The 16267-nt window shown below is 56.2% G+C and carries 18 protein-coding genes; 12 read left to right on the plus strand and 6 right to left on the minus strand.

Translation table 11 applies throughout. The features are described 5' to 3' along the window. Positions 1 to 369 precede the first annotated feature (369 nt). The 4 genes from C7H84_RS26075 to C7H84_RS26090 all read left to right on the plus strand — a co-directional run bounded on the left by C7H84_RS26075 (position 370) and on the right by C7H84_RS26090 (position 3780). Positions 370 to 870, plus strand: coding sequence for a DUF4365 domain-containing protein (locus tag C7H84_RS26075; protein WP_121861474.1), 501 nt, complete (start codon positions 370 to 372; stop codon positions 868 to 870). Continuing rightward, the gene (locus tag C7H84_RS26080; protein WP_121861475.1) at positions 867 to 1991 is read left to right on the plus strand and encodes a hypothetical protein; all 1125 of its coding nucleotides are present in this window, start codon (positions 867 to 869) and stop codon (positions 1989 to 1991) included. Before C7H84_RS26075 ends, C7H84_RS26080 begins: the two co-directional genes overlap by 4 nt. Positions 1992 to 2563: 572 nt before the next feature. Further along, on the plus strand, positions 2564 to 2932 hold the full coding sequence (locus tag C7H84_RS26085; protein ID WP_121861476.1) for a hypothetical protein: 369 nt from the start codon (positions 2564 to 2566) through the stop codon (positions 2930 to 2932). Then, positions 2929 to 3780, plus strand: coding sequence for an SAM-dependent methyltransferase (locus C7H84_RS26090; protein WP_121861477.1), 852 nt, complete (start codon positions 2929 to 2931; stop codon positions 3778 to 3780). The genes C7H84_RS26085 and C7H84_RS26090 overlap by 4 nt, the downstream gene beginning before the upstream one ends. A gap of 575 nt (positions 3781 to 4355) precedes the next feature. On the opposite strand, the gene C7H84_RS26095 is transcribed toward C7H84_RS26090, so the two are convergent. Both C7H84_RS26095 and C7H84_RS26100 read right to left on the minus strand, forming a co-directional pair. After that, complete coding sequence (locus C7H84_RS26095) at positions 4356 to 4895, minus strand: GNAT family N-acetyltransferase (protein ID WP_121861478.1); 540 nt, start codon at positions 4893 to 4895, stop codon at positions 4356 to 4358. A 949-nt stretch (positions 4896 to 5844) separates the two neighbouring features. Then, on the minus strand, positions 5845 to 6927 hold the full coding sequence (locus tag C7H84_RS26100; protein ID WP_121861479.1) for a hypothetical protein: 1083 nt from the start codon (positions 6925 to 6927) through the stop codon (positions 5845 to 5847). A gap of 508 nt (positions 6928 to 7435) precedes the next feature. On the opposite strand from C7H84_RS26100, the gene C7H84_RS26105 reads away from it, so the two are divergent. Then, entirely contained in the window at positions 7436 to 7726 is a 291-nt protein-coding gene (locus C7H84_RS26105) for a hydrogenase maturation factor (protein WP_121861480.1), read from the plus strand. Here the strand turns inward: C7H84_RS26105 and C7H84_RS26110 are convergent. Continuing rightward, positions 7717 to 7929, minus strand: coding sequence for a hypothetical protein (locus C7H84_RS26110; protein ID WP_121861481.1), 213 nt, complete (start codon positions 7927 to 7929; stop codon positions 7717 to 7719). The two genes, C7H84_RS26105 and C7H84_RS26110, sit on opposite strands and share 10 nt — an antisense overlap. A gap of 203 nt (positions 7930 to 8132) precedes the next feature. Next, entirely contained in the window at positions 8133 to 9290 is a 1158-nt protein-coding gene (locus tag C7H84_RS26115; protein WP_121861499.1) for a sensor histidine kinase, read from the minus strand. Positions 9291 to 10248: 958 nt separating this feature from the next. On the opposite strand from C7H84_RS26115, the gene C7H84_RS26120 reads away from it, so the two are divergent. Beyond that, on the plus strand, positions 10249 to 10455 hold the full coding sequence (locus C7H84_RS26120) for a hypothetical protein (RefSeq protein ID WP_346428395.1): 207 nt from the start codon (positions 10249 to 10251) through the stop codon (positions 10453 to 10455). Between the two features lie 582 nt (positions 10456 to 11037). Here C7H84_RS26120 and C7H84_RS26130 read toward each other — a convergent pair. Beyond that, positions 11038 to 11742, minus strand: a complete 705-nt coding sequence (locus C7H84_RS26130) for an SOS response-associated peptidase family protein (RefSeq protein ID WP_121861482.1) — start codon at positions 11740 to 11742, stop codon at positions 11038 to 11040. Between the two features lie 447 nt (positions 11743 to 12189). Between C7H84_RS26130 and C7H84_RS26140 the strand changes: the two genes are divergently transcribed. The 6 genes from C7H84_RS26140 (at position 12190) to C7H84_RS26165 (ending at position 15352) form a co-directional block, all read left to right on the plus strand. Further along, on the plus strand, positions 12190 to 12657 hold the full coding sequence (locus C7H84_RS26140) for a hypothetical protein (protein WP_346428396.1): 468 nt from the start codon (positions 12190 to 12192) through the stop codon (positions 12655 to 12657). Between the two features lie 99 nt (positions 12658 to 12756). Next, on the plus strand, positions 12757 to 13164 hold the full coding sequence (locus C7H84_RS26145) for a PAAR domain-containing protein (protein WP_121861484.1): 408 nt from the start codon (positions 12757 to 12759) through the stop codon (positions 13162 to 13164). Positions 13165 to 13168: 4 nt separating this feature from the next. Next, positions 13169 to 13672 carry a DUF4123 domain-containing protein gene (locus C7H84_RS26150; protein ID WP_121861485.1) on the plus strand — a complete coding sequence of 168 codons (504 nt, stop codon included), beginning with the start codon at positions 13169 to 13171 and terminating at the stop codon, positions 13670 to 13672. Next, positions 13665 to 14144: a hypothetical protein gene (locus C7H84_RS26155; RefSeq protein ID WP_240462098.1), complete on the plus strand. Its 480-nt coding sequence runs from the start codon at positions 13665 to 13667 to the stop codon at positions 14142 to 14144. Before C7H84_RS26150 ends, C7H84_RS26155 begins: the two co-directional genes overlap by 8 nt. Next, complete coding sequence (locus C7H84_RS26160) at positions 14029 to 14619, plus strand: restriction endonuclease fold toxin 5 domain-containing protein (RefSeq protein WP_240462100.1); 591 nt, start codon at positions 14029 to 14031, stop codon at positions 14617 to 14619. Before C7H84_RS26155 ends, C7H84_RS26160 begins: the two co-directional genes overlap by 116 nt. A 4-nt stretch (positions 14620 to 14623) precedes the next feature. After that, on the plus strand, positions 14624 to 15352 hold the full coding sequence (locus tag C7H84_RS26165) for an immunity 52 family protein (RefSeq protein WP_121861487.1): 729 nt from the start codon (positions 14624 to 14626) through the stop codon (positions 15350 to 15352). 39 nt (positions 15353 to 15391) lie between these two features. Here the strand turns inward: C7H84_RS26165 and C7H84_RS26170 are convergent, their stop codons facing one another. After that, positions 15392 to 16183 (minus strand): DNA adenine methylase, encoded by a 792-nt coding sequence (locus tag C7H84_RS26170; protein ID WP_121861488.1) that lies wholly within the window; start codon positions 16181 to 16183, stop codon positions 15392 to 15394. Positions 16184 to 16267: the final 84 nt, after the last annotated feature.

The following is a 16267-nucleotide window of genomic DNA, read 5'->3' on the forward strand; positions in this document are numbered from 1 at the left end:
GACAAAGACATGTAACTCATTGATCTTTAATCATTAGTCTCGCGCCGGTCAGCCTGTAGGCTATGTGGATTTTGCTGATCTTTATTGAGTTTGCGATCTTTCGACACTTCTTCCAGACACAGCTTGGTCACAGCTGTCCGTACCCGTTCGTCTTGACGAGCCGAAGAGTACGTCCACGGCAGCGATGCGGTGATTCGACCGAGGCCACGTCTCACAAGATTTCGGGTACTGGCCCATCATCTGCCATCAGACTCTTCTGCTGCTGCACTCCAAAAGAAATGACAGCCCCGAGCACCAGCGTTTTCGGCCGCAAAACGAAACCATGCTAATTTACGGCTATAGAAAACGAAAAAATGAACCCACGCGCTCATGGACCCGCAGAAGCAGAAAGAGGAGTTCAACTATGCCTACGTGTGCGCACTCGCCGCACATGCAGGACTGAACCGCACCTCCTCATCCGTTGACGACGACAGCATTGACGTTGCTTTCAAGAGCAAGGGGTACCACGGACACCTCGTTCGCAGCCCTCAAATCGAGTTCCAGCTCAAGTGCACCTCTCAAGACGTTGTCGATGGTCAGGTGATCAAGTTCCCACTTCCGCGCAAGAATTACGACGACCTGCGCGGCTCTGACTTTGCCTCCCCGCGCTACCTTGCGGTACTGCTTGTACCTGAGGACGTGCAGCACTGGGTTGGACACAATGAGGAGCACATTGAGCTTCACCGAAACTGCTATTGGCTTTCGCTGCGCGACTACGAACCCACCGACAATGCGCAAACTGTGACGGTCTCGATCCCGTTGACTCAACGTCTCACGACCGAAACCCTAAAGGCTATGATGGATCGCGCTAGCGAAGGGGAGTGGCTATGAATAGCTCCGTTCGCCGCCTGGATCACGAGGTGTCCCCCGATCAGCTCAGGGCATATCTTGAACACAACCAATGGTTCGAAGACGGAAAGATTCGAAGCGTTGCAACGATCTGGCATCGGCGAGATAACGAAGACGCCGAGGTTATCCTTCCGCTGTCTTACGTAAAGGACTATCGACAACGGTTTCGTGACGCTCTCGCGTCGATCGCATCCTTTGAAAATCGCCCAGTGTCGGAGGTCGTGAGTGAAGTCAAGCGGCTATCTGCGAATGTAGTCACTATTCGGGTGGTGCACGACGACACGAGCGACGGGACGATCCCCATCAACGACGGCGTCCTGCTGATTGCGAAGGCCAAAGATCTCTTGTCTGCCGCAGCGCGGTCGCTGTATGCGAAGCGCAAGCAGTTTACACGGGGGGCTCCAAAGGAAGCGAAGGATTACCTTGATACGCTCTTGCTTGGGCAGACAGAGATTGGGAGCTATGTGGTCAATGTCATCGCCCCAGTGCAGGCGATCGCCGATGGGAACAATGTAATGGCGACCAATCCCCTTGCACAAGCAATCACATCAAACCTTATAGCCGGTTTGAGTGCTCTGGAGAAGGCGACTGCAACCTATGAAGAAATGGGCGATCTCGTCGTGTTCGACGAGGCCGTCCTCGCAGGTGCAAGTTCAAATATGTGCGATGCTCTGCTCGGCTTCAGCGGTGAAAAGCGCAATCGAGCCTTCGAGGTTACCGTGACGATGGCACCCGTTCCGCTCTTCGAGACCAAGCCAGCAAAATTTATGTTCGATGGCAAGTACGTTGACACCTTGGAAAAGGCGAGCGGATACTACAAGGGTGATTACATCCTGCCTGGGCGACAGTTGACTGGTTACATTACGAAACTGAGCCGGCCGAAGGAGGAAACATCGGGCACTATCACCATCGACTCGACACTCGGCAACGTCGACCGCAAAGTGCAGGTCGAGTTGACCGGCGACGACTATCATCAGGCAGTCGTAGCACACGACAACTCTAAGCTGGTCCGAGTTGAAGGCGACGTTCACATCAAGAGCAAGTCTGCTCAGCTGTTGAACCCCAAAAACTTCGGGGTTATCGAGATCGAGGACCTCCTCTAGGCGGCCAGAGATGTCCTACAGGAGCAGATTCTTCATCCAGACGGAACAATCGCCGGCCCAGGCACAAAAGTACCTTATCCGCGGAAAATGAATATGCGATCTGCGGCAGTGCCTGCAAGCGCATCGCGATGATGCAGCAGTACCTGCGTCTGATCTGCCAAGGCCTGACGCACAAACCTACGCCAAGACCTATGCTCGCCCTTTTTAGGATCGTCCGCTAACGACTGCGGATTCAACCCGTCGATGCAACACTCCTCGCTGCTATGCAGCCTCAAGTGTGTTGCATCGACGGGTTGAATCCGCAACCCAAAACGGACGTTTGGAAGCGCACTGACCCGGCTAACGAACGTCCTGCCAAGACGAAGCATTGTCTGACCTTTGCTCCGGACCGCTGAAGGACTCTGATGTAAAGCCAGCCGCTTGGCCAGGGTCGTGGAAGTCCTAAGCTAGCGGTATTGAGTGGTGCCCCACCAGGGCAACTTGACACCTAGCGGCCTCAGGAGCAGCATGCTTTGAATTGTTATTTTCGCCCGCTAGGGTCCGGGGTTCTTAGCAGCAATTAGGAGCGCCATATGTCAACTGCGTTCACCGACTTTTTGTTGGCCACCTCTCATCCCGAGACTCTCATCCGGTTTCTCGCAAACAGAGAAGTTGTAATGGATGAGTATGGGCTGTCGGACGAGGAGAAATCCGACGTTCGAAATGGCATCGCTTCCCACATGCGGAAGCATGCGGTTTCTTTGGAAGATGGGCTTGAGGCCAGAGCCCAGTTCACCCCCGAAAGGACGCTTCAGTTCAACCCTGCGCTCATTGAAATTGACCCTGTAGTTGAGATTCACATCACAGTGGATCAGTCTACCGTTGAAATCCCCAATCAAATATACGTTGCCCAAAACGGTCAGCTCTTCGTGGGAATGCTGAAAGGCGGGAAAAACAAATGAGCAAAAGGGGGTCTCTAATAGTTGTCGGCACAGGTATTACCGCAGGACAGATCTCGAGGGAGAGCACCGGCTGGATCGCCGCCGCGACTCGAGTACTGTATTGCGTCGCTGATGCTCCGACCGAGCGGCTAATCATGAGCCTAAACCCTAACCATGAATCGCTATATGTTTTTTATGGGGAAGGTAAGTCACGAACGGAGACGTATAGCCAGATGGTCGAGAGGACCATGGACTGTGTTCGGGCGGGCGAAAGCGTCTGCGCCGTCTACTATGGACACCCTGGTATTTTCGTAAACCCTGGACATCGAGCGGTCGAAATCGCGCGGCATGAAGGCTACGAAGCTAAAATGCTGCCAGCCGTTTCATCTTTAGATTGCTTGTTTTGCGACTTGGGTTTTGATCCGTCAAGGGGTTGTTTGATCTACGAGGCAACGGATTTGGTTGTCCGTCGACGGACACTCGATCCGACGCTGCACACCGTAGTATGGCAAATTGCTTGTGTCGGCGATCTCGGGTATAGCTTCGGCGGGTTTGATGGACGTAACACACAGCGGTTGGTGGACTACCTGCTTAGTGTTTACGATGGTGCGCACGAGGTCGCGGTCTATGAGGCAGCGCAATACTCGATATGCGCGCCAGTGATCAAATGGATCAAGCTGGCAGAACTTGCGACTTTGAAGCTTTCCGGAATCGATACGCTTTACATTCCTCCGGCAAGAAGGGGACCCGTTTATCTTGAGGAACTTCAATCTTTGGGACTCGAAAGCGCTCTTGAGGAGGTTGAGTTAGAGCCACTGAGCCCGGAACGCGCGGAGCAGCTACTGTGTTTGACCCGGAAGGTGCGTTGACAGTTACTTTTTCAGAGACTAGGTTTCCTTTTCGAGCCTGGATGGAGGACCTCTGGGAAACGACGGACTTAGAAAATCTACATTCACACCTTACAGTTGACCTCCGCAACTATGTCGAAAGAGTTACCAGTTTCCAAGCGAAGTGTGACCGTCATGCGCACGAAATCAATGGTCTACTCTTGGAGTACTTACACGACGTAGTGCAACCATATGTGGGCACAATCACTCACGTGCAAAGCGCTCCCACATTTCGTGCGCATTTCTCGGTTCGCCTGGTCTCACCGGCAGGGCACGAGATCCTAGCTCGAACATTGCAGCCTCGGCAGTTTCTTGAGCGCTTTTATACGAATCGAACGCAGCCGTCTGTCCGGGGATTCCACACCGACTCTCAGCATCGGCTCCCCGGCGATGCAATTAATGTCTGGACTGCACTCACCGATAGTTTCGGGACGAACAGTCTGTGGCTCGGGCACCAACACAACGAAGGTTGGTCTTCTCGCCCCATCTCTGTCCCCCGCGGCACCTGCTTACTGTTTAACGGTGCGAAGCGATGGCACGGAACGGTTTGTAATACATCAGGACAATCTAGAGTTAGTTTCGATGTGCGCGTGCTCACGAGGTGAGCGCTCTTGCCATTTTTCTCTCGAGAGCCTGAAAAAAATGAACTCCTCATTATCTTCATGAGGACCAATTCGCTCATACGACATTGACAGAAGAAGTCCTTCCGCCGCTGCATTTTCGGGGCGAATCTTCGCAAATACTTGGTGAAGTCCGAGTTGTTCGAACCCGTATGACAGTAACATCCGCCGGGACTCCCTGCCGTAACCCTTACGGCGGTCGTCTGGGGAACCGATTAACACTCCAGTGAAGGCATCCAATTTTATTAAATCTATCGCATACAAGAGCGTCAAGCCAATGGGTTTACTTGCCTCGATGACGAACAATCGAACGCTGGGATCGTTCTGCGACACTCTTATGAAATCTTTCGTGCCTTCTATGTCAACGCGGAACGGCCAAAGCAACTTGCTCGCCGTGCCGGGGGCTTGGAGCCAAACAGTAATCAGTTCTGCGTCTTCCGCGCTCGTTGGGCGAAGCGAAATTAGTTCCGCAACCATACCGTTCTCGATGTGGGTTGAACAGATTGTGTGGATTATTGCCCCGTAGTCGAGGAAAAGGGGAAAGGGATCCCTTCATCTTCACGTGACGGATAAGCTACCGTGAGAAAACGCAGGCAAGAAGTGCTCAAACGTCTTGATAAATGGATCATAGCGCGCTGGCAGCGGCGCGCCAACCGTCACAACAACCTCAAGCGATCAATGTCAGGGCGTTTGTCCGCATTGAGCGTCGCCGGCATTTGTGGTTTTTCGCTTTTGGCCGAAGCCCGGTGTGTCTCGTCTGTGGACGCGTTCAGAATACCTCGAGTGAACACCTTTCGGGAACGCCCCCCTCAAAGATAAAAAAATCTTCGATATACGTGAGACCACGCTTTTGCAAAGAGCTCATACATTCGTCGGCTACATCGCCTCCAAAAATAGACCAAGCAATACCAGACCGTCAGATTCGTCAAAGTATCTCTGAATATTGAATTCGATCATGACCGCAAGCGCGGACCGTCGGACAACAATTCCGAAATCTCGGGACACTTTCATCGATATGAGACTTGAGCGAATGAGTCGCCACGCTTGTCAGCGATCTACGTACCGAGGTCGAGTGTCCGCTTCTGGCCAGCAGTTGCCGGTCGTGTTCTCGGGCAACTGGCCGAACGGCGAACTTCAGCGGTCCCGTGCGGACCGCTGGTAAACTCGGGCAGCCAAAGCAACTTTTCCCGGTCACATGAGCACCCAACCCACCGCAGCACCTGCACCCGTCACTCCAATGATGCAGCAGCACCTGCACCTTATCTGACAAGGCCCGGCGTACAAACCTACGCCAAGACCGACGCTCATGCCTTTGGGGACGGGACGTTATCGACCTACGCAGTCATCCGACGATCTCGCGAACGGTCGTTCGCATCGGCAGATTCGGATACAAGCCGGAGTCTTATTCGGCGTCTAAGCCCAGCATTCATTCGCCGCCTGTGTTGTCTGCATGAAGAGACGCCGTAGAAGCGATGTTAGCTTCCATTGCCTCACGCGTCCCTTTGCGAATGTAGTTATAGGCCCAAACTTGGCCGCAGAGGAAGTCGACAAGCCACAAAATGTCCTTGACGCTATTCAGGATCTCTTCTAATGAATCGATCTGCAACGTGAACTTGCCCGCGTGCGCCAAACTGTTTCGGATGCTTACACCGTTCTTTAATTTTCTTTCTATTTGGTCTGGCAGCATCACGGCCCCGACCGGGAGCGAACAGACAGCAGGCAAGGTGGGCAACATCTCTTTTAGAATCAATATTACCGGTGGGCTGGGTACATTCTCAGCAAGCCATTGCGCGTTAGGCACCAGCTTGCCGATGCAATATTTGACAGCTATCTCAAGGCTCGCCATTCCCATGATGATCGCGCTTCTCGGGTTGGCAAGCCGCTGATGCCAAGCTTCTCGGAACATCTCGTGATGTAGCGGAGCGTCGGCCTTTTCTTGCAGTAAAGCGGAGATTTCCTGTTTTTCTGCTGCACCAACTGTGCGCTCTATGTGGACCTGCTCGAAATGTACGGAAAAACCCGTGGGGGCGGGATACCAATGTTTGGTGTCTCGCGACCACTCAAGTCCGCCGATCCCTTTCGTCGCGAGAACCCTGTGCGAGCCGTATGCGTCTGTTCTCCAGCGAACCAAATTAACTAGTCGGTTGACGGCGCGCGACAGAACCTGACTCGTGCGGGCAATAAAGTCAGTCAGGTAGTTGGGAAGCTGTTTGGGAAGATAAACCATTTCACCACTGGAGTCTTTGTACCCGATGGTGTACTCCTCCGGAGTTCCTCGCACGGCGCCGCTCTCAATGTCATTGAAGACTTTTAGCGTCTTGTCGTTAGGAGCAATGTGCGCGTACGCCTCGCAGAAGGTGACATCTTGCTCGAAGCCATGAGACAACTCTTCTTCGGTAGGACGCCGGAGAATCATCGTTACTGGGACGTCGTCGTCGATGACAAAGGTCTCCAATGAGGAAGAGCGGAGGCGGAACTTTTGGAGCGTATACGTTGCCTTGAAATTCATTTGTGTTCGTGTCCGAGAGGTTTCATCAACTTACCCGCGTTCCAGGTCCCGCGTGGGCCCTTGACGACTCACCTTTAATAGATTGCCTACGAGTAGAACTTGTGGCCACGTGATGACTGCCGACGCGGCTCACTAGGTCGGAAACTCGGGAGACCCGTGAAATCGACAGAGGTTCTGTATAAGCGACTCGGCCTAACGATGCCGAAGCGGGGATTGTCGACGATTCATGCACCGATGTCGACCGAACGCTCATGGCCGCATGGCGGCGCTACCGCATTGCAACGTACGGCTAAACAGGGTGGGCCTGAACGGCGCTTCACAGCCGACCCGGGGTGATACAGAACCTTGCTGTAGCAAATTTGTAGCACGCAAATAGCACGGTCAGTGCGAGCTTGCGTGGTTCTGAACATTGGTCGCGTCGCCTAGATTCATGTCGCAATTCGACGGCACATAGCTATACTTCCGCGTGCATGATGTCGAACGTTGCCCAACCTGCAGCGAGAGGGATATGAATAGCGCGTACACCTACCGCGGATATGCGATTGAGGTCCGCTGCGAACACAACTTCCACGCATCCAGATACGACGTGCCGACTGACGAGGTCTCACATGGCTTCGTCGCAATCGTCCAGATCCGCGCAGCAAACGAGCCGTCACCCTTCCTCGGGCCAGTTCGCTTAGCCGACGACCATGGCAAGCCATTTGTGGATAGCCTCGATGCATTGAGAGCCGGTCGTTCTGCTGGCGAAATTATGGTCGACGACCTTCTCGTAGACGCGACCGTCAACGTTCAGCGGTGAGGTCGGCGCCGTAGCTCGTGGATCGCGTAGACAACGAGGAAAATCCCCACCATAGCTACACCAGAAGCGATGAAATCGCTCAGCGTACCGGTGCTCTGGAGGAACTTGGGAAAGAAACCGATGCTCAACCCTACGGCAGCCAGGATCAAACCTGCGACGACACCCCAAATTGGTCCAGCGCTTTCGTTGATTGCATATTTCATAGGCCCACCTAATTTCTATCCCCGAGGCACTTTGAATATAGCTGATCGATATTGGGCCGCCAGCAAGACCAAAGCAACTTTCCCGGTAACATGAGCACGCGACCCGCAGCAGCACCTGCAACCGTCGCTCGAATGATGCAGCAGTACCGGTGCCTTATCTGACAAGGCGCCAATAGGAAACCTACGCCACCAGTTAAGCCGACTTACCGCAGCTCGGCACGAGTTCCCGCAAGCTCACTTCGCACGCCTCTTGGCAAGCGCACCGCGAACACTGTTTCTGTCTCGTCGGATCGTGCGTCGATGCGACCGTGATGGGCGTTGGCGATCTCGTTGGCGATGTATAAACCGAGCCCCAATCCGACATCGTCGCCTGTTTCTTCCGGCAGATCGGCCCCGCGCTGAAGCGGATCAAAGATGCGGTCGATAGTGAGCCGATCCATGGCGGGCCCGCTATTCCATACCTCGATCAGGACCTCTGCGCCGTCCGATGTCGCGGCCACCCGTACTGGCGCATCGTGCGCGCCATACTTCAGCGCGTTGCCCACAAGGTTACTCAGCAGTTGCTGTATGCGTTGCGCGTCCCAGTCACCGCGGAGGTCGCCGCTCAGATCGACGTTGATTTCCCGATCCGGATGCACTGCCCGTAATTCGTCGACGACATTGGCGACGGTGTGCGCGAGATCAGCATTGCTGCGAACAATGTTGATGCCGAGCCCGAGCTGGGTTCGATTGAGGTCACAGAGATCGGCGAGGAGCGCGTGTATGCGGCCGCCGCTCCTGATCAGCCGGGCAGCGGCCTCCGATACTTCCTCCCCCGCATTGAGCGCCACAAGATAGCTCGCCGTCATCTGGATGGTCTGCAGTGGCGTGCGCATGTCGTGACCGAGCATCCCCAGCATCAGGTTGCGAGCCCGTTCGACCTGTTCGGAATAGACAGCAACGGATTCCGCGAGCGCCTGATCGATCGCCTCATTGAAGCGCATCATGTCGTCCAGATCAGGCACGCCCGGGTGGCACTCGTCGATCCACATGCGCAGCACGCTAGCACGCAGCGCTCGATACTCGGCCGCCAACTGGTTGATGCTGAAGCCTCGGCGGGCGCGCAGGATTGCATGCGTCTGCGCGGCACTCTCCGTTGCATTCACCGGTTCAGGCGCATGCCCGAGCGATTTTTCCCGTTGCTCTTCCCTCGTTTGCGGGCTCGCGATGTCCTTGGCCACGGCCTCCAGGATCTGGCACGCATGATCGCGTAGCCCCCGCGAGTCCATGCTTCTCGCCGCGGGCAGCAGCGTGGCGGCAAACGCTTCCCATTGCACCAGGATCGGTTCCATATTCCGAATGATGAAATCGGCTAAACGCATGTCGTCTCTCATGGCGGAATCAACGGTGGATGCCTTCTGACGCGCGCGACGATATCAACTGAATGCCAGCGATCGAAGGCGATTACATCGAAAGCCTCGCATGATCCCAGCGTCGGGTGCCCGGTACCTTATGACGATTTGAGCGGAACGTTGTCGAGCGCCAAGATGCACGCGAGGCGGCTACCGCTAATGTGCAGCAACCGGTGGCACGGCGAACTTCGTGGTTACCCGTCAAATGTGCCTGTCAGTTCGTATCAAAACTGAAACACATCCGCTCCTCTCTGGCATCTCCGGTCGGCCGCGCGCATGCAGCATTTTCGGGGCTGGCGATTCGACCTACACAGTGGCGGGATCGGTCTGTCCGTAACACGGCTGCAACAGTTTCATCGTTTCAAGGTAGTAGCTCGCCGTGCAGCCAAGCCTCCCAGCCCCAAAGCATGATGCTGGCATGCCCCTTGCACGAAGGACCGCTCGTTGGAGGGTAGTTTTGAAGCCTGACCCAGCATCCCAAGAGAAATGCTACGGGTGCCATAAAAGGGGTAGAACGGTCATTGTGACGTGGTTATCGGCGGCAAGCTAAGACTGTTCATTGCGGGAAAGACACGCATATGCAACGTGAGATTTCGTCCGGCGCACCATCCCGCGTGTTGCGAGTTGCGGGATGGTTTTCTCTTATGAAGATAGTTGCACGATTTCGCATGATGGGATGCAGGGCGATGCGATTTTCATACCATTTCGCACGATTATTCAATCAAATGCGGTTGTTAACGTTTCCAGTTAGGGCATTCCCCTACCAAGCGATATGCCTGATTCAATACGGTGGAGCTAGAATGCTCCCACCAAACCGGCATTGCATTTGCATGAGAAATCGTGCGATCAAACTGCCCATGACCGTCGCTCATATTGGCAGCCAAACGCAACGTATCTCCTGCTCCTTATATTTCGAGGCGAGAACCCTATGCTCACCATGCTAAGTCCGCACGAAATTTCCACTTTGATAATGGTGCGGGATGCTCCGGACCAGATTGGTTCTGATCGCGAGGAGATTTTCACGTTACTGGAGCGTCAGTTAATCGCCTTCGAACGCACCACGTCAGATTGTCATCGCATCGAAGTTACGACTGCGGGGCGCGATATTCTGAAAGCAGTTTCGCGAATTCGTTGAACCGTGGCAGTCCATCGACAACGTTCCGTAGCTTTTTTGACGATTTGTACGGGCGGTACTGCACGATGAGGCTTGGAGCTCCGCTTTAAGCGGAGGCGGTAGCCCAGTCACATTGCACTCACTGATGGAGGTTTATATGGACGGATCGGTAGTAGGGATTGTGGCTGCGACCTTTGTGCTGGCATTCGCGACGATTGCAGCAATGAACCACCGTCGCCGCCAGCACGATCGTGCGGAATTGCTTCGAAATCTAGATCATCACGATTGGTGCAGATGGACTCACACGCTTCATGCTGGCTCGCGGACAGCAAAAAGATAAGGAGGCATTTTGCGACGCAGGAATTTAAGTCCCAGGTACAAAGGACACGGATTTAGTGGTGAACCGTCATTGCGAATCAAGCGTGATCAAATCTCGCCTGGACCGTTCAAGTGAGTGCGGTGGGAGATATTAATGATCAGTGTCCGTCTCGGATATTGACGAGTGATTCGGAGTCCGGGCAGCTCATCAACGCGAACGCCATCAGTTCCGTCGTGCCACCGTACCATAGATGCCACTGCTCGACGGGAAGGACCCTTTTAAAGTTACTTTGGTTCCGCCTGCATCTCGTCCGCCGGATACAGCTGAAGCATCGCGCGTGCAGCCTCAACGTTGGGCGTCGTCAGCCACTCTTCCCAATCGTCCGAGCGTAGGATCACAACGGACCGCTTCTCGTCGTCCGGCCTGTGCATGCGCGACATCAGTAAATGGCCATCGGCATTGACGGTAATCATCGACATCACGTGACGCGGTCTACCGTCCAGATCTTTCAGAGTGCGCCAAATGCCGGCAACGCACATCGTCGGGCGCTCGATGACACCGATCCGCTGCCACACGCATGGACCGAGAATCCATTTCCCGCTCGCATCCTGACGTGCATCCGGATAGGACGGCTCGACCACGTACCGCGCCGGAATCAAGCACCGGCCACACGACTTCCACGTCGGCCCGTATAGCGGCGACTTCCCGAGGTTGTCGTCGCGCACGTTCATCGTGCTGCGAATAATCGGCGGCTTATTGCCCTGCTCCTTCGCCTTCTCGACATTGGCTTTCTGCAGCGCGCGCGGCCAGAAGCCGAAGCCGGCGATCAGCGGCTTGAATTGCCCGTCAACGTTCGCGACGATCGGCGCGTCATAGTCCTGGTAGATCTCGGGCTTCCATGGGTGCCAGCGGTAAAGATCGACAAAGCTGTCGATCCTAAGCTGACTCAGGCCGGGATCCTCGCCGGGCGCAACGTAATTGGTGCACATAGCCGTCCATTGGTTTTCATGTGTTGACGAAGTGGCCATTGCGCCTCTTCAAACGCAATCGCACTGAGAATTTGCTGACGATGTGCAATAAAGGTTCGAAGAATCGCGTTCATCGTGCGGAGCAATTCCTCTGACTGTATGGTCTGGAGTCCGGCGGCCCTGTGCTGCTCAACTCTCCTTTCCTGCGCCGCAATAAGATAGACGGCCGTACGCAAATGCCGGTCCGCCTCCAGTAGCGCAGCGCGTTCGTTGACGAGGCGCGACATAGAAAGCCCCTTTCGATTGACCCCAGCGCAGCGATTGAGCTACCGATACCTCACAGACTATAGGCGCGAAATGCACGTAGGATGGTCGGTCAGCGCGTGCCACAGACCGCCCCCCAATTCTTGGAGTTGACGGTACCAACTGATCGCGCGATACACTGTGTTTTTATACAGTACTCGTGCCGTGATCAAACCTCAGTGGGCATATTTTTGGGCGTATCGATTCCTCGGCGAAGAGGAATGGAAACGCACGCCCATCGAGCTGACCGAACGCGAGCTGGCGTCGTGGATCGAGGCCGTCTACAACCCGATTTTACCGGCGCAATCGCACCGCATCGAAGCGGGTAAGGTCGACCGGAATCGTGTCCCGCTAAGAGACCGCCGGGTCAAACTGAAGCCGACCATGCCGGACTTCGACGCGCCTACCGATTCGGAGTTGCGCGCACTCTGGCGCGACTACACCGATCCGCAGGTCAGATTGCTGATTCTCGAAATTCTGGCGCTGAGAAGGTCGATCGAGCGGGTGCAGGATTGGTTCGACTATGTCGACAAGAACATCGACAACAAGGGGGATCTTGCTGGTGGCCAAGGACCGCTTCAGCGCCTCCGGCACCTTCTGAGGGAGGAGAAGCAGCGGGCGACGATGCTCTAGCCCGGTTGACACAATTTGACGTATTGCACGGGCCGCCGCAATCGACCGTTCTCGCGGAAATGGTAAATTCATACGAAAACCACACCTACGAGAGAACATATGGCCCGAGCCATGATCTGCGTCGGCGACACGACGACGCACGGCGGCCGCGTGCTGGAGGGCACCGCGACCGCGACCATTGACGGGAAACCCATTGCTGGCGTCGGGCACAAGGTACTTTGCCCGCAGTGCAAAGGCATCTTCCCGATCCTGCCCGCCACCGGGCGACGCTACCCACACCAAATCGCGGGCCGGGAAACGGCCATCGAGGGCATGAAGACCGCGTGCGGCGCGACGCTGATTGCATCGCAGTCGTCTGCGACGCTCGACGACGTCGGAGCCGGCGAAGCAACAACCGGCGGCGCGGCGACCGCCGCCGCTGCAGCGTTGGCCCCTTCCCCCACGCTCTGCCTCGAATGCCTGAAGTCGGCCGCCGAGAACGCGGCGACGATGATTGCGCGCGGATAAGCCCATGCCCGACGTTGCGATCGAATCATTCTTCTTCCAGCGTCAACAGCAGTTGACGATGCAGGTGCATCTGCACGCCTTGGTCGACGGTCTGCTGTTCGCGGACGCGGCCGACGGATCGCCGCCTCAGCGATCGCAAGGCGCGGTTGCCCTGTTCGATGGCACACCGGACGCATCGCTCGCCGACGCCGGACCGTGGCTGCTCGACTGGGAACGGGCGTCCGGAGGCGTTCGACGAACACTTTCGGCGATGGCCGGCGGCTCGACCGGTGTGTCATGGCTCATCAGCGCCTATCCGCTCGAATCGCTCGCGGACGAGCTGCGTCGCCGCCTCGACGTGCGCCTGCCGGACGGACGCACTGCCCTCCTCCGGTTCTACGACGCCCGCATCATGGCCGACGTGGCGACGTTGATGGAACTCACACAGCGCATGCAGTTCTTCGTCCCGACATTCAACTGGCTCGTCGAAGCGAATGGAAAATTGAAGGGAGTGCACCCGCATGCTTGAGCTGACAAGCGAGCAGATCGCCGGCCTTGCCGAGATCGATGCTCGCGGATATGTCGAACGCACCGGACAGGACCTCGTCAAAGCGGATCCGAAGCTCGCCGACGACGACACACTGCCGACACGTCTATGGAACGCATACGTCGCGGCTCGGCTGCTCGGCATCCAGTCCGATGAGAACGTCGCCGCGTTTCTTCGGATCGAGGCATACGCTCCGAAGTTTTACGAAAAGCCGGCCACGCGTGCGTGGCTGACTCGGCCCGGCCGCTCGGCTGACGAACGTTTTCACGATTACCTTCGCGTCATCAAATGGCGCATCGAACATCCGCAATACAACGGGGGATCTCGAGATGGCGGGATTGGTGGTACCGATAATCGAAGCGGCGGCAGTGGAGCTTGGGCCGCTATTGGCGCGCGCTGGCGTGGCCTTATTGGGCGGGGCGGCGGTGGCGGGAACGGGGAGTCTGTCGGGTGACACGCCGCAGGACAAAAGTGACGCAAAGCCCGACGTACGGGCAATTCCGCGAACCGGGGAAAGCTGCAAGAAGTGCCCACCGGAAGGGGGCCTACTTCGGCGGATGAATCACGGCGTAAATTGGACGTCGTACCGTTACCAGGCACGCATTACTGGCTTCGCATTCGACACCGCCGAGTGTCGCTGGAGTGACGAGTGGACGTGGGAAGGCAACGATTTCGATGGATTCCAACGCGAAGCGTGTCTGCTGCAGGAAACGAAGGGGGATTATGATCAGTTCCTAGACGAGGACGGCGATCCCAAATTCTTCTTCACGGGCTTCACCGACACTCGCAGACAGATTCTTCGGCAGTCCGTCGCCGTCAACACCAACCCACCGGCTCAGTTGATATGGTATTTCATGACCCCGCGTGCACGGGAGTATTTACTACCGGATCTGCGCCGGGCCCGCGTGCAATCCGTCTACCAACCGTAACGCCATGCAATTCATAGCTCAATATCGAGAAACAGCGAACGCCGCGCGTTCCGACTATGTTCGCCAACTGACTCGTCTCTGGCCTGTCATCGAATCGCTTGCAGCGAAAGATGCCCGCTTGGCCGAATGGTTCCTACAAGGAAACTCGGAAGAAGATGCGCGACTGTATTCAGTTTATGAGGCTCCTGGAACGCCCTCGACTGCCATACTCGCGGTGCTAACTGAACAGTATCGCGGCGAGGACAACCTCGCAAAAACCATCGGGATATGGAACGGCCAGAGCGCTAAGAAAGACGGTGCATCTCTCTCCCTTGGGTTCGACACCGGCTCGATGCCGTGCGATTTTGATCTATCGCTTGGCGAAGAAAGCACAACGTCATCGCGACTGGGGGACTTCGAGTCGGTCGGACAAATCGTCGCTGCAGTGGCGGCCGCATATGCGCCAGCCTACGTGACTGTCGCCCCAAGGAAATATGCTTCGAAGCAGGTTTTTGATGACAAACCGGGGGTAGGTTGGATGCTGTATCTGCCCCGGGTAATAACTCAACAGCAGGTGCCCGAGGCTCACGCCCTCATCCCCGTGCCAGCTGACGGAAAGCAAACCGGCACGATCATCGTCAGCGTGACAGACACGACATTCTCGGTCGACAATCCCGAGCACATCGAGACAGCGAACCGTATCGAGATTCGACTCGTCGACCAAGACCTCCTGCCCGCATTCGCCGACCTGTAAGTACGTTGCCGGCACGATGCCCCGCGCCGGCAACGCTGATTAGAACAGCCCCACGGGCTGCGCCGCGTCGTCCCAACTGAAGATGATCAGTTCGTTCCGTTCAGCCGCCCGGCCGCCTCCACCAACGGTGTACTGAATCGGCACGGTCTCGATGTGGAACCCGTCGAACACACGTCGAATATCGGGATGGTCATTGAGGCTCACGATCGCACGCCCCTTAATCGACCGAAGGCGCTGCGCCATCTTCTCGTACTCCGCAAAAGGAAACGCGACGCCGTACCCTTCCGTCTCGTAATACGGGGGGTCCAAGTAAAACAGCGTATGCGGTCGATCGTACCGATCAATGCAGGCCGCCCAATCGAGTCGCTCGACGAACGTGTTCGCGAGCCGAAGGTGTGCCGCCGACAGTTCCTCCTCGATACGCAAAAGATTCAGGCCGGGCGGCGTTGTCGTCGCCGTGCCGAATGTCTGCCCTTCCAGCTTCCCGCCAAAGCAACTTTTCTGCAGGTAGTAGAACCGCGCAGCACGCTGGATATCGGTGAGTGTTTCCGGGACCGTCTGCTTCAGCCATTCGAACACCTGCCGGCTCGTCAGCGCCCATTTAAACTGACGCACGAACTCCTCCAGGTGATGCTGCACAACGCGGTACAGGTTGATTAGCTCGCCGTTGACGTCGTTGACCACTTCGACTTTTGCAGGCGGGCGCAGAAAGTACAACGCTGCGCCACCCGCGAACACCTCCACGTAGCAGTCGTGCGCCGGGAAACGCGGGATGATGTGGTCTGCGAGACGGCGCTTGCCGCCAATCCAAGGAATGATGGGATTTGCCATTGTGAAAGCCGCTTTTAAACTTCGTGTAGAATTCGGCCCGCCTACGTAGGTAAGCAGGGCCTAGGCTGAATGAAATGAACGCGT

This window comes from Burkholderia sp. Nafp2/4-1b, from assembly GCF_003635165.1.
Taxonomy (GTDB): Bacteria; Pseudomonadota; Gammaproteobacteria; order Burkholderiales; family Burkholderiaceae; genus Burkholderia.

Bases quoted from the DNA above. Each gene is read 5' to 3' on its own strand.
- C7H84_RS26075 (WP_121861474.1), top strand. From the start codon at position 370: ATGGACCCGCAGAAGCAGAAAGAGGAGTTCAACTATGCCTACGTGTGC.
- C7H84_RS26080 (WP_121861475.1), top strand. From the start codon at position 867: ATGAATAGCTCCGTTCGCCGCCTGGATCACGAGGTGTCCCCCGATCAG.
- C7H84_RS26085 (WP_121861476.1), top strand. From the start codon at position 2,564: ATGTCAACTGCGTTCACCGACTTTTTGTTGGCCACCTCTCATCCCGAG.
- C7H84_RS26090 (WP_121861477.1), top strand. From the start codon at position 2,929: ATGAGCAAAAGGGGGTCTCTAATAGTTGTCGGCACAGGTATTACCGCA.
- C7H84_RS26095 (WP_121861478.1), bottom strand. From the start codon at position 4,895: ATGGTTGCGGAACTAATTTCGCTTCGCCCAACGAGCGCGGAAGACGCA.
- C7H84_RS26100 (WP_121861479.1), bottom strand. From the start codon at position 6,927: ATGAATTTCAAGGCAACGTATACGCTCCAAAAGTTCCGCCTCCGCTCT.
- C7H84_RS26105 (WP_121861480.1), top strand. From the start codon at position 7,436: ATGAATAGCGCGTACACCTACCGCGGATATGCGATTGAGGTCCGCTGC.
- C7H84_RS26110 (WP_121861481.1), bottom strand. From the start codon at position 7,929: ATGAAATATGCAATCAACGAAAGCGCTGGACCAATTTGGGGTGTCGTC.
- C7H84_RS26115 (WP_121861499.1), bottom strand. From the start codon at position 9,290: ATGCGTTTAGCCGATTTCATCATTCGGAATATGGAACCGATCCTGGTG.
- C7H84_RS26120 (WP_346428395.1), top strand. From the start codon at position 10,249: ATGCTCACCATGCTAAGTCCGCACGAAATTTCCACTTTGATAATGGTG.
- C7H84_RS26130 (WP_121861482.1), bottom strand. From the start codon at position 11,742: ATGTGCACCAATTACGTTGCGCCCGGCGAGGATCCCGGCCTGAGTCAG.
- C7H84_RS26145 (WP_121861484.1), top strand. From the start codon at position 12,757: ATGGCCCGAGCCATGATCTGCGTCGGCGACACGACGACGCACGGCGGC.
- C7H84_RS26150 (WP_121861485.1), top strand. From the start codon at position 13,169: ATGCCCGACGTTGCGATCGAATCATTCTTCTTCCAGCGTCAACAGCAG.
- C7H84_RS26155 (WP_240462098.1), top strand. From the start codon at position 13,665: ATGCTTGAGCTGACAAGCGAGCAGATCGCCGGCCTTGCCGAGATCGAT.
- C7H84_RS26165 (WP_121861487.1), top strand. From the start codon at position 14,624: ATGCAATTCATAGCTCAATATCGAGAAACAGCGAACGCCGCGCGTTCC.
- C7H84_RS26170 (WP_121861488.1), bottom strand. From the start codon at position 16,183: ATGGCAAATCCCATCATTCCTTGGATTGGCGGCAAGCGCCGTCTCGCA.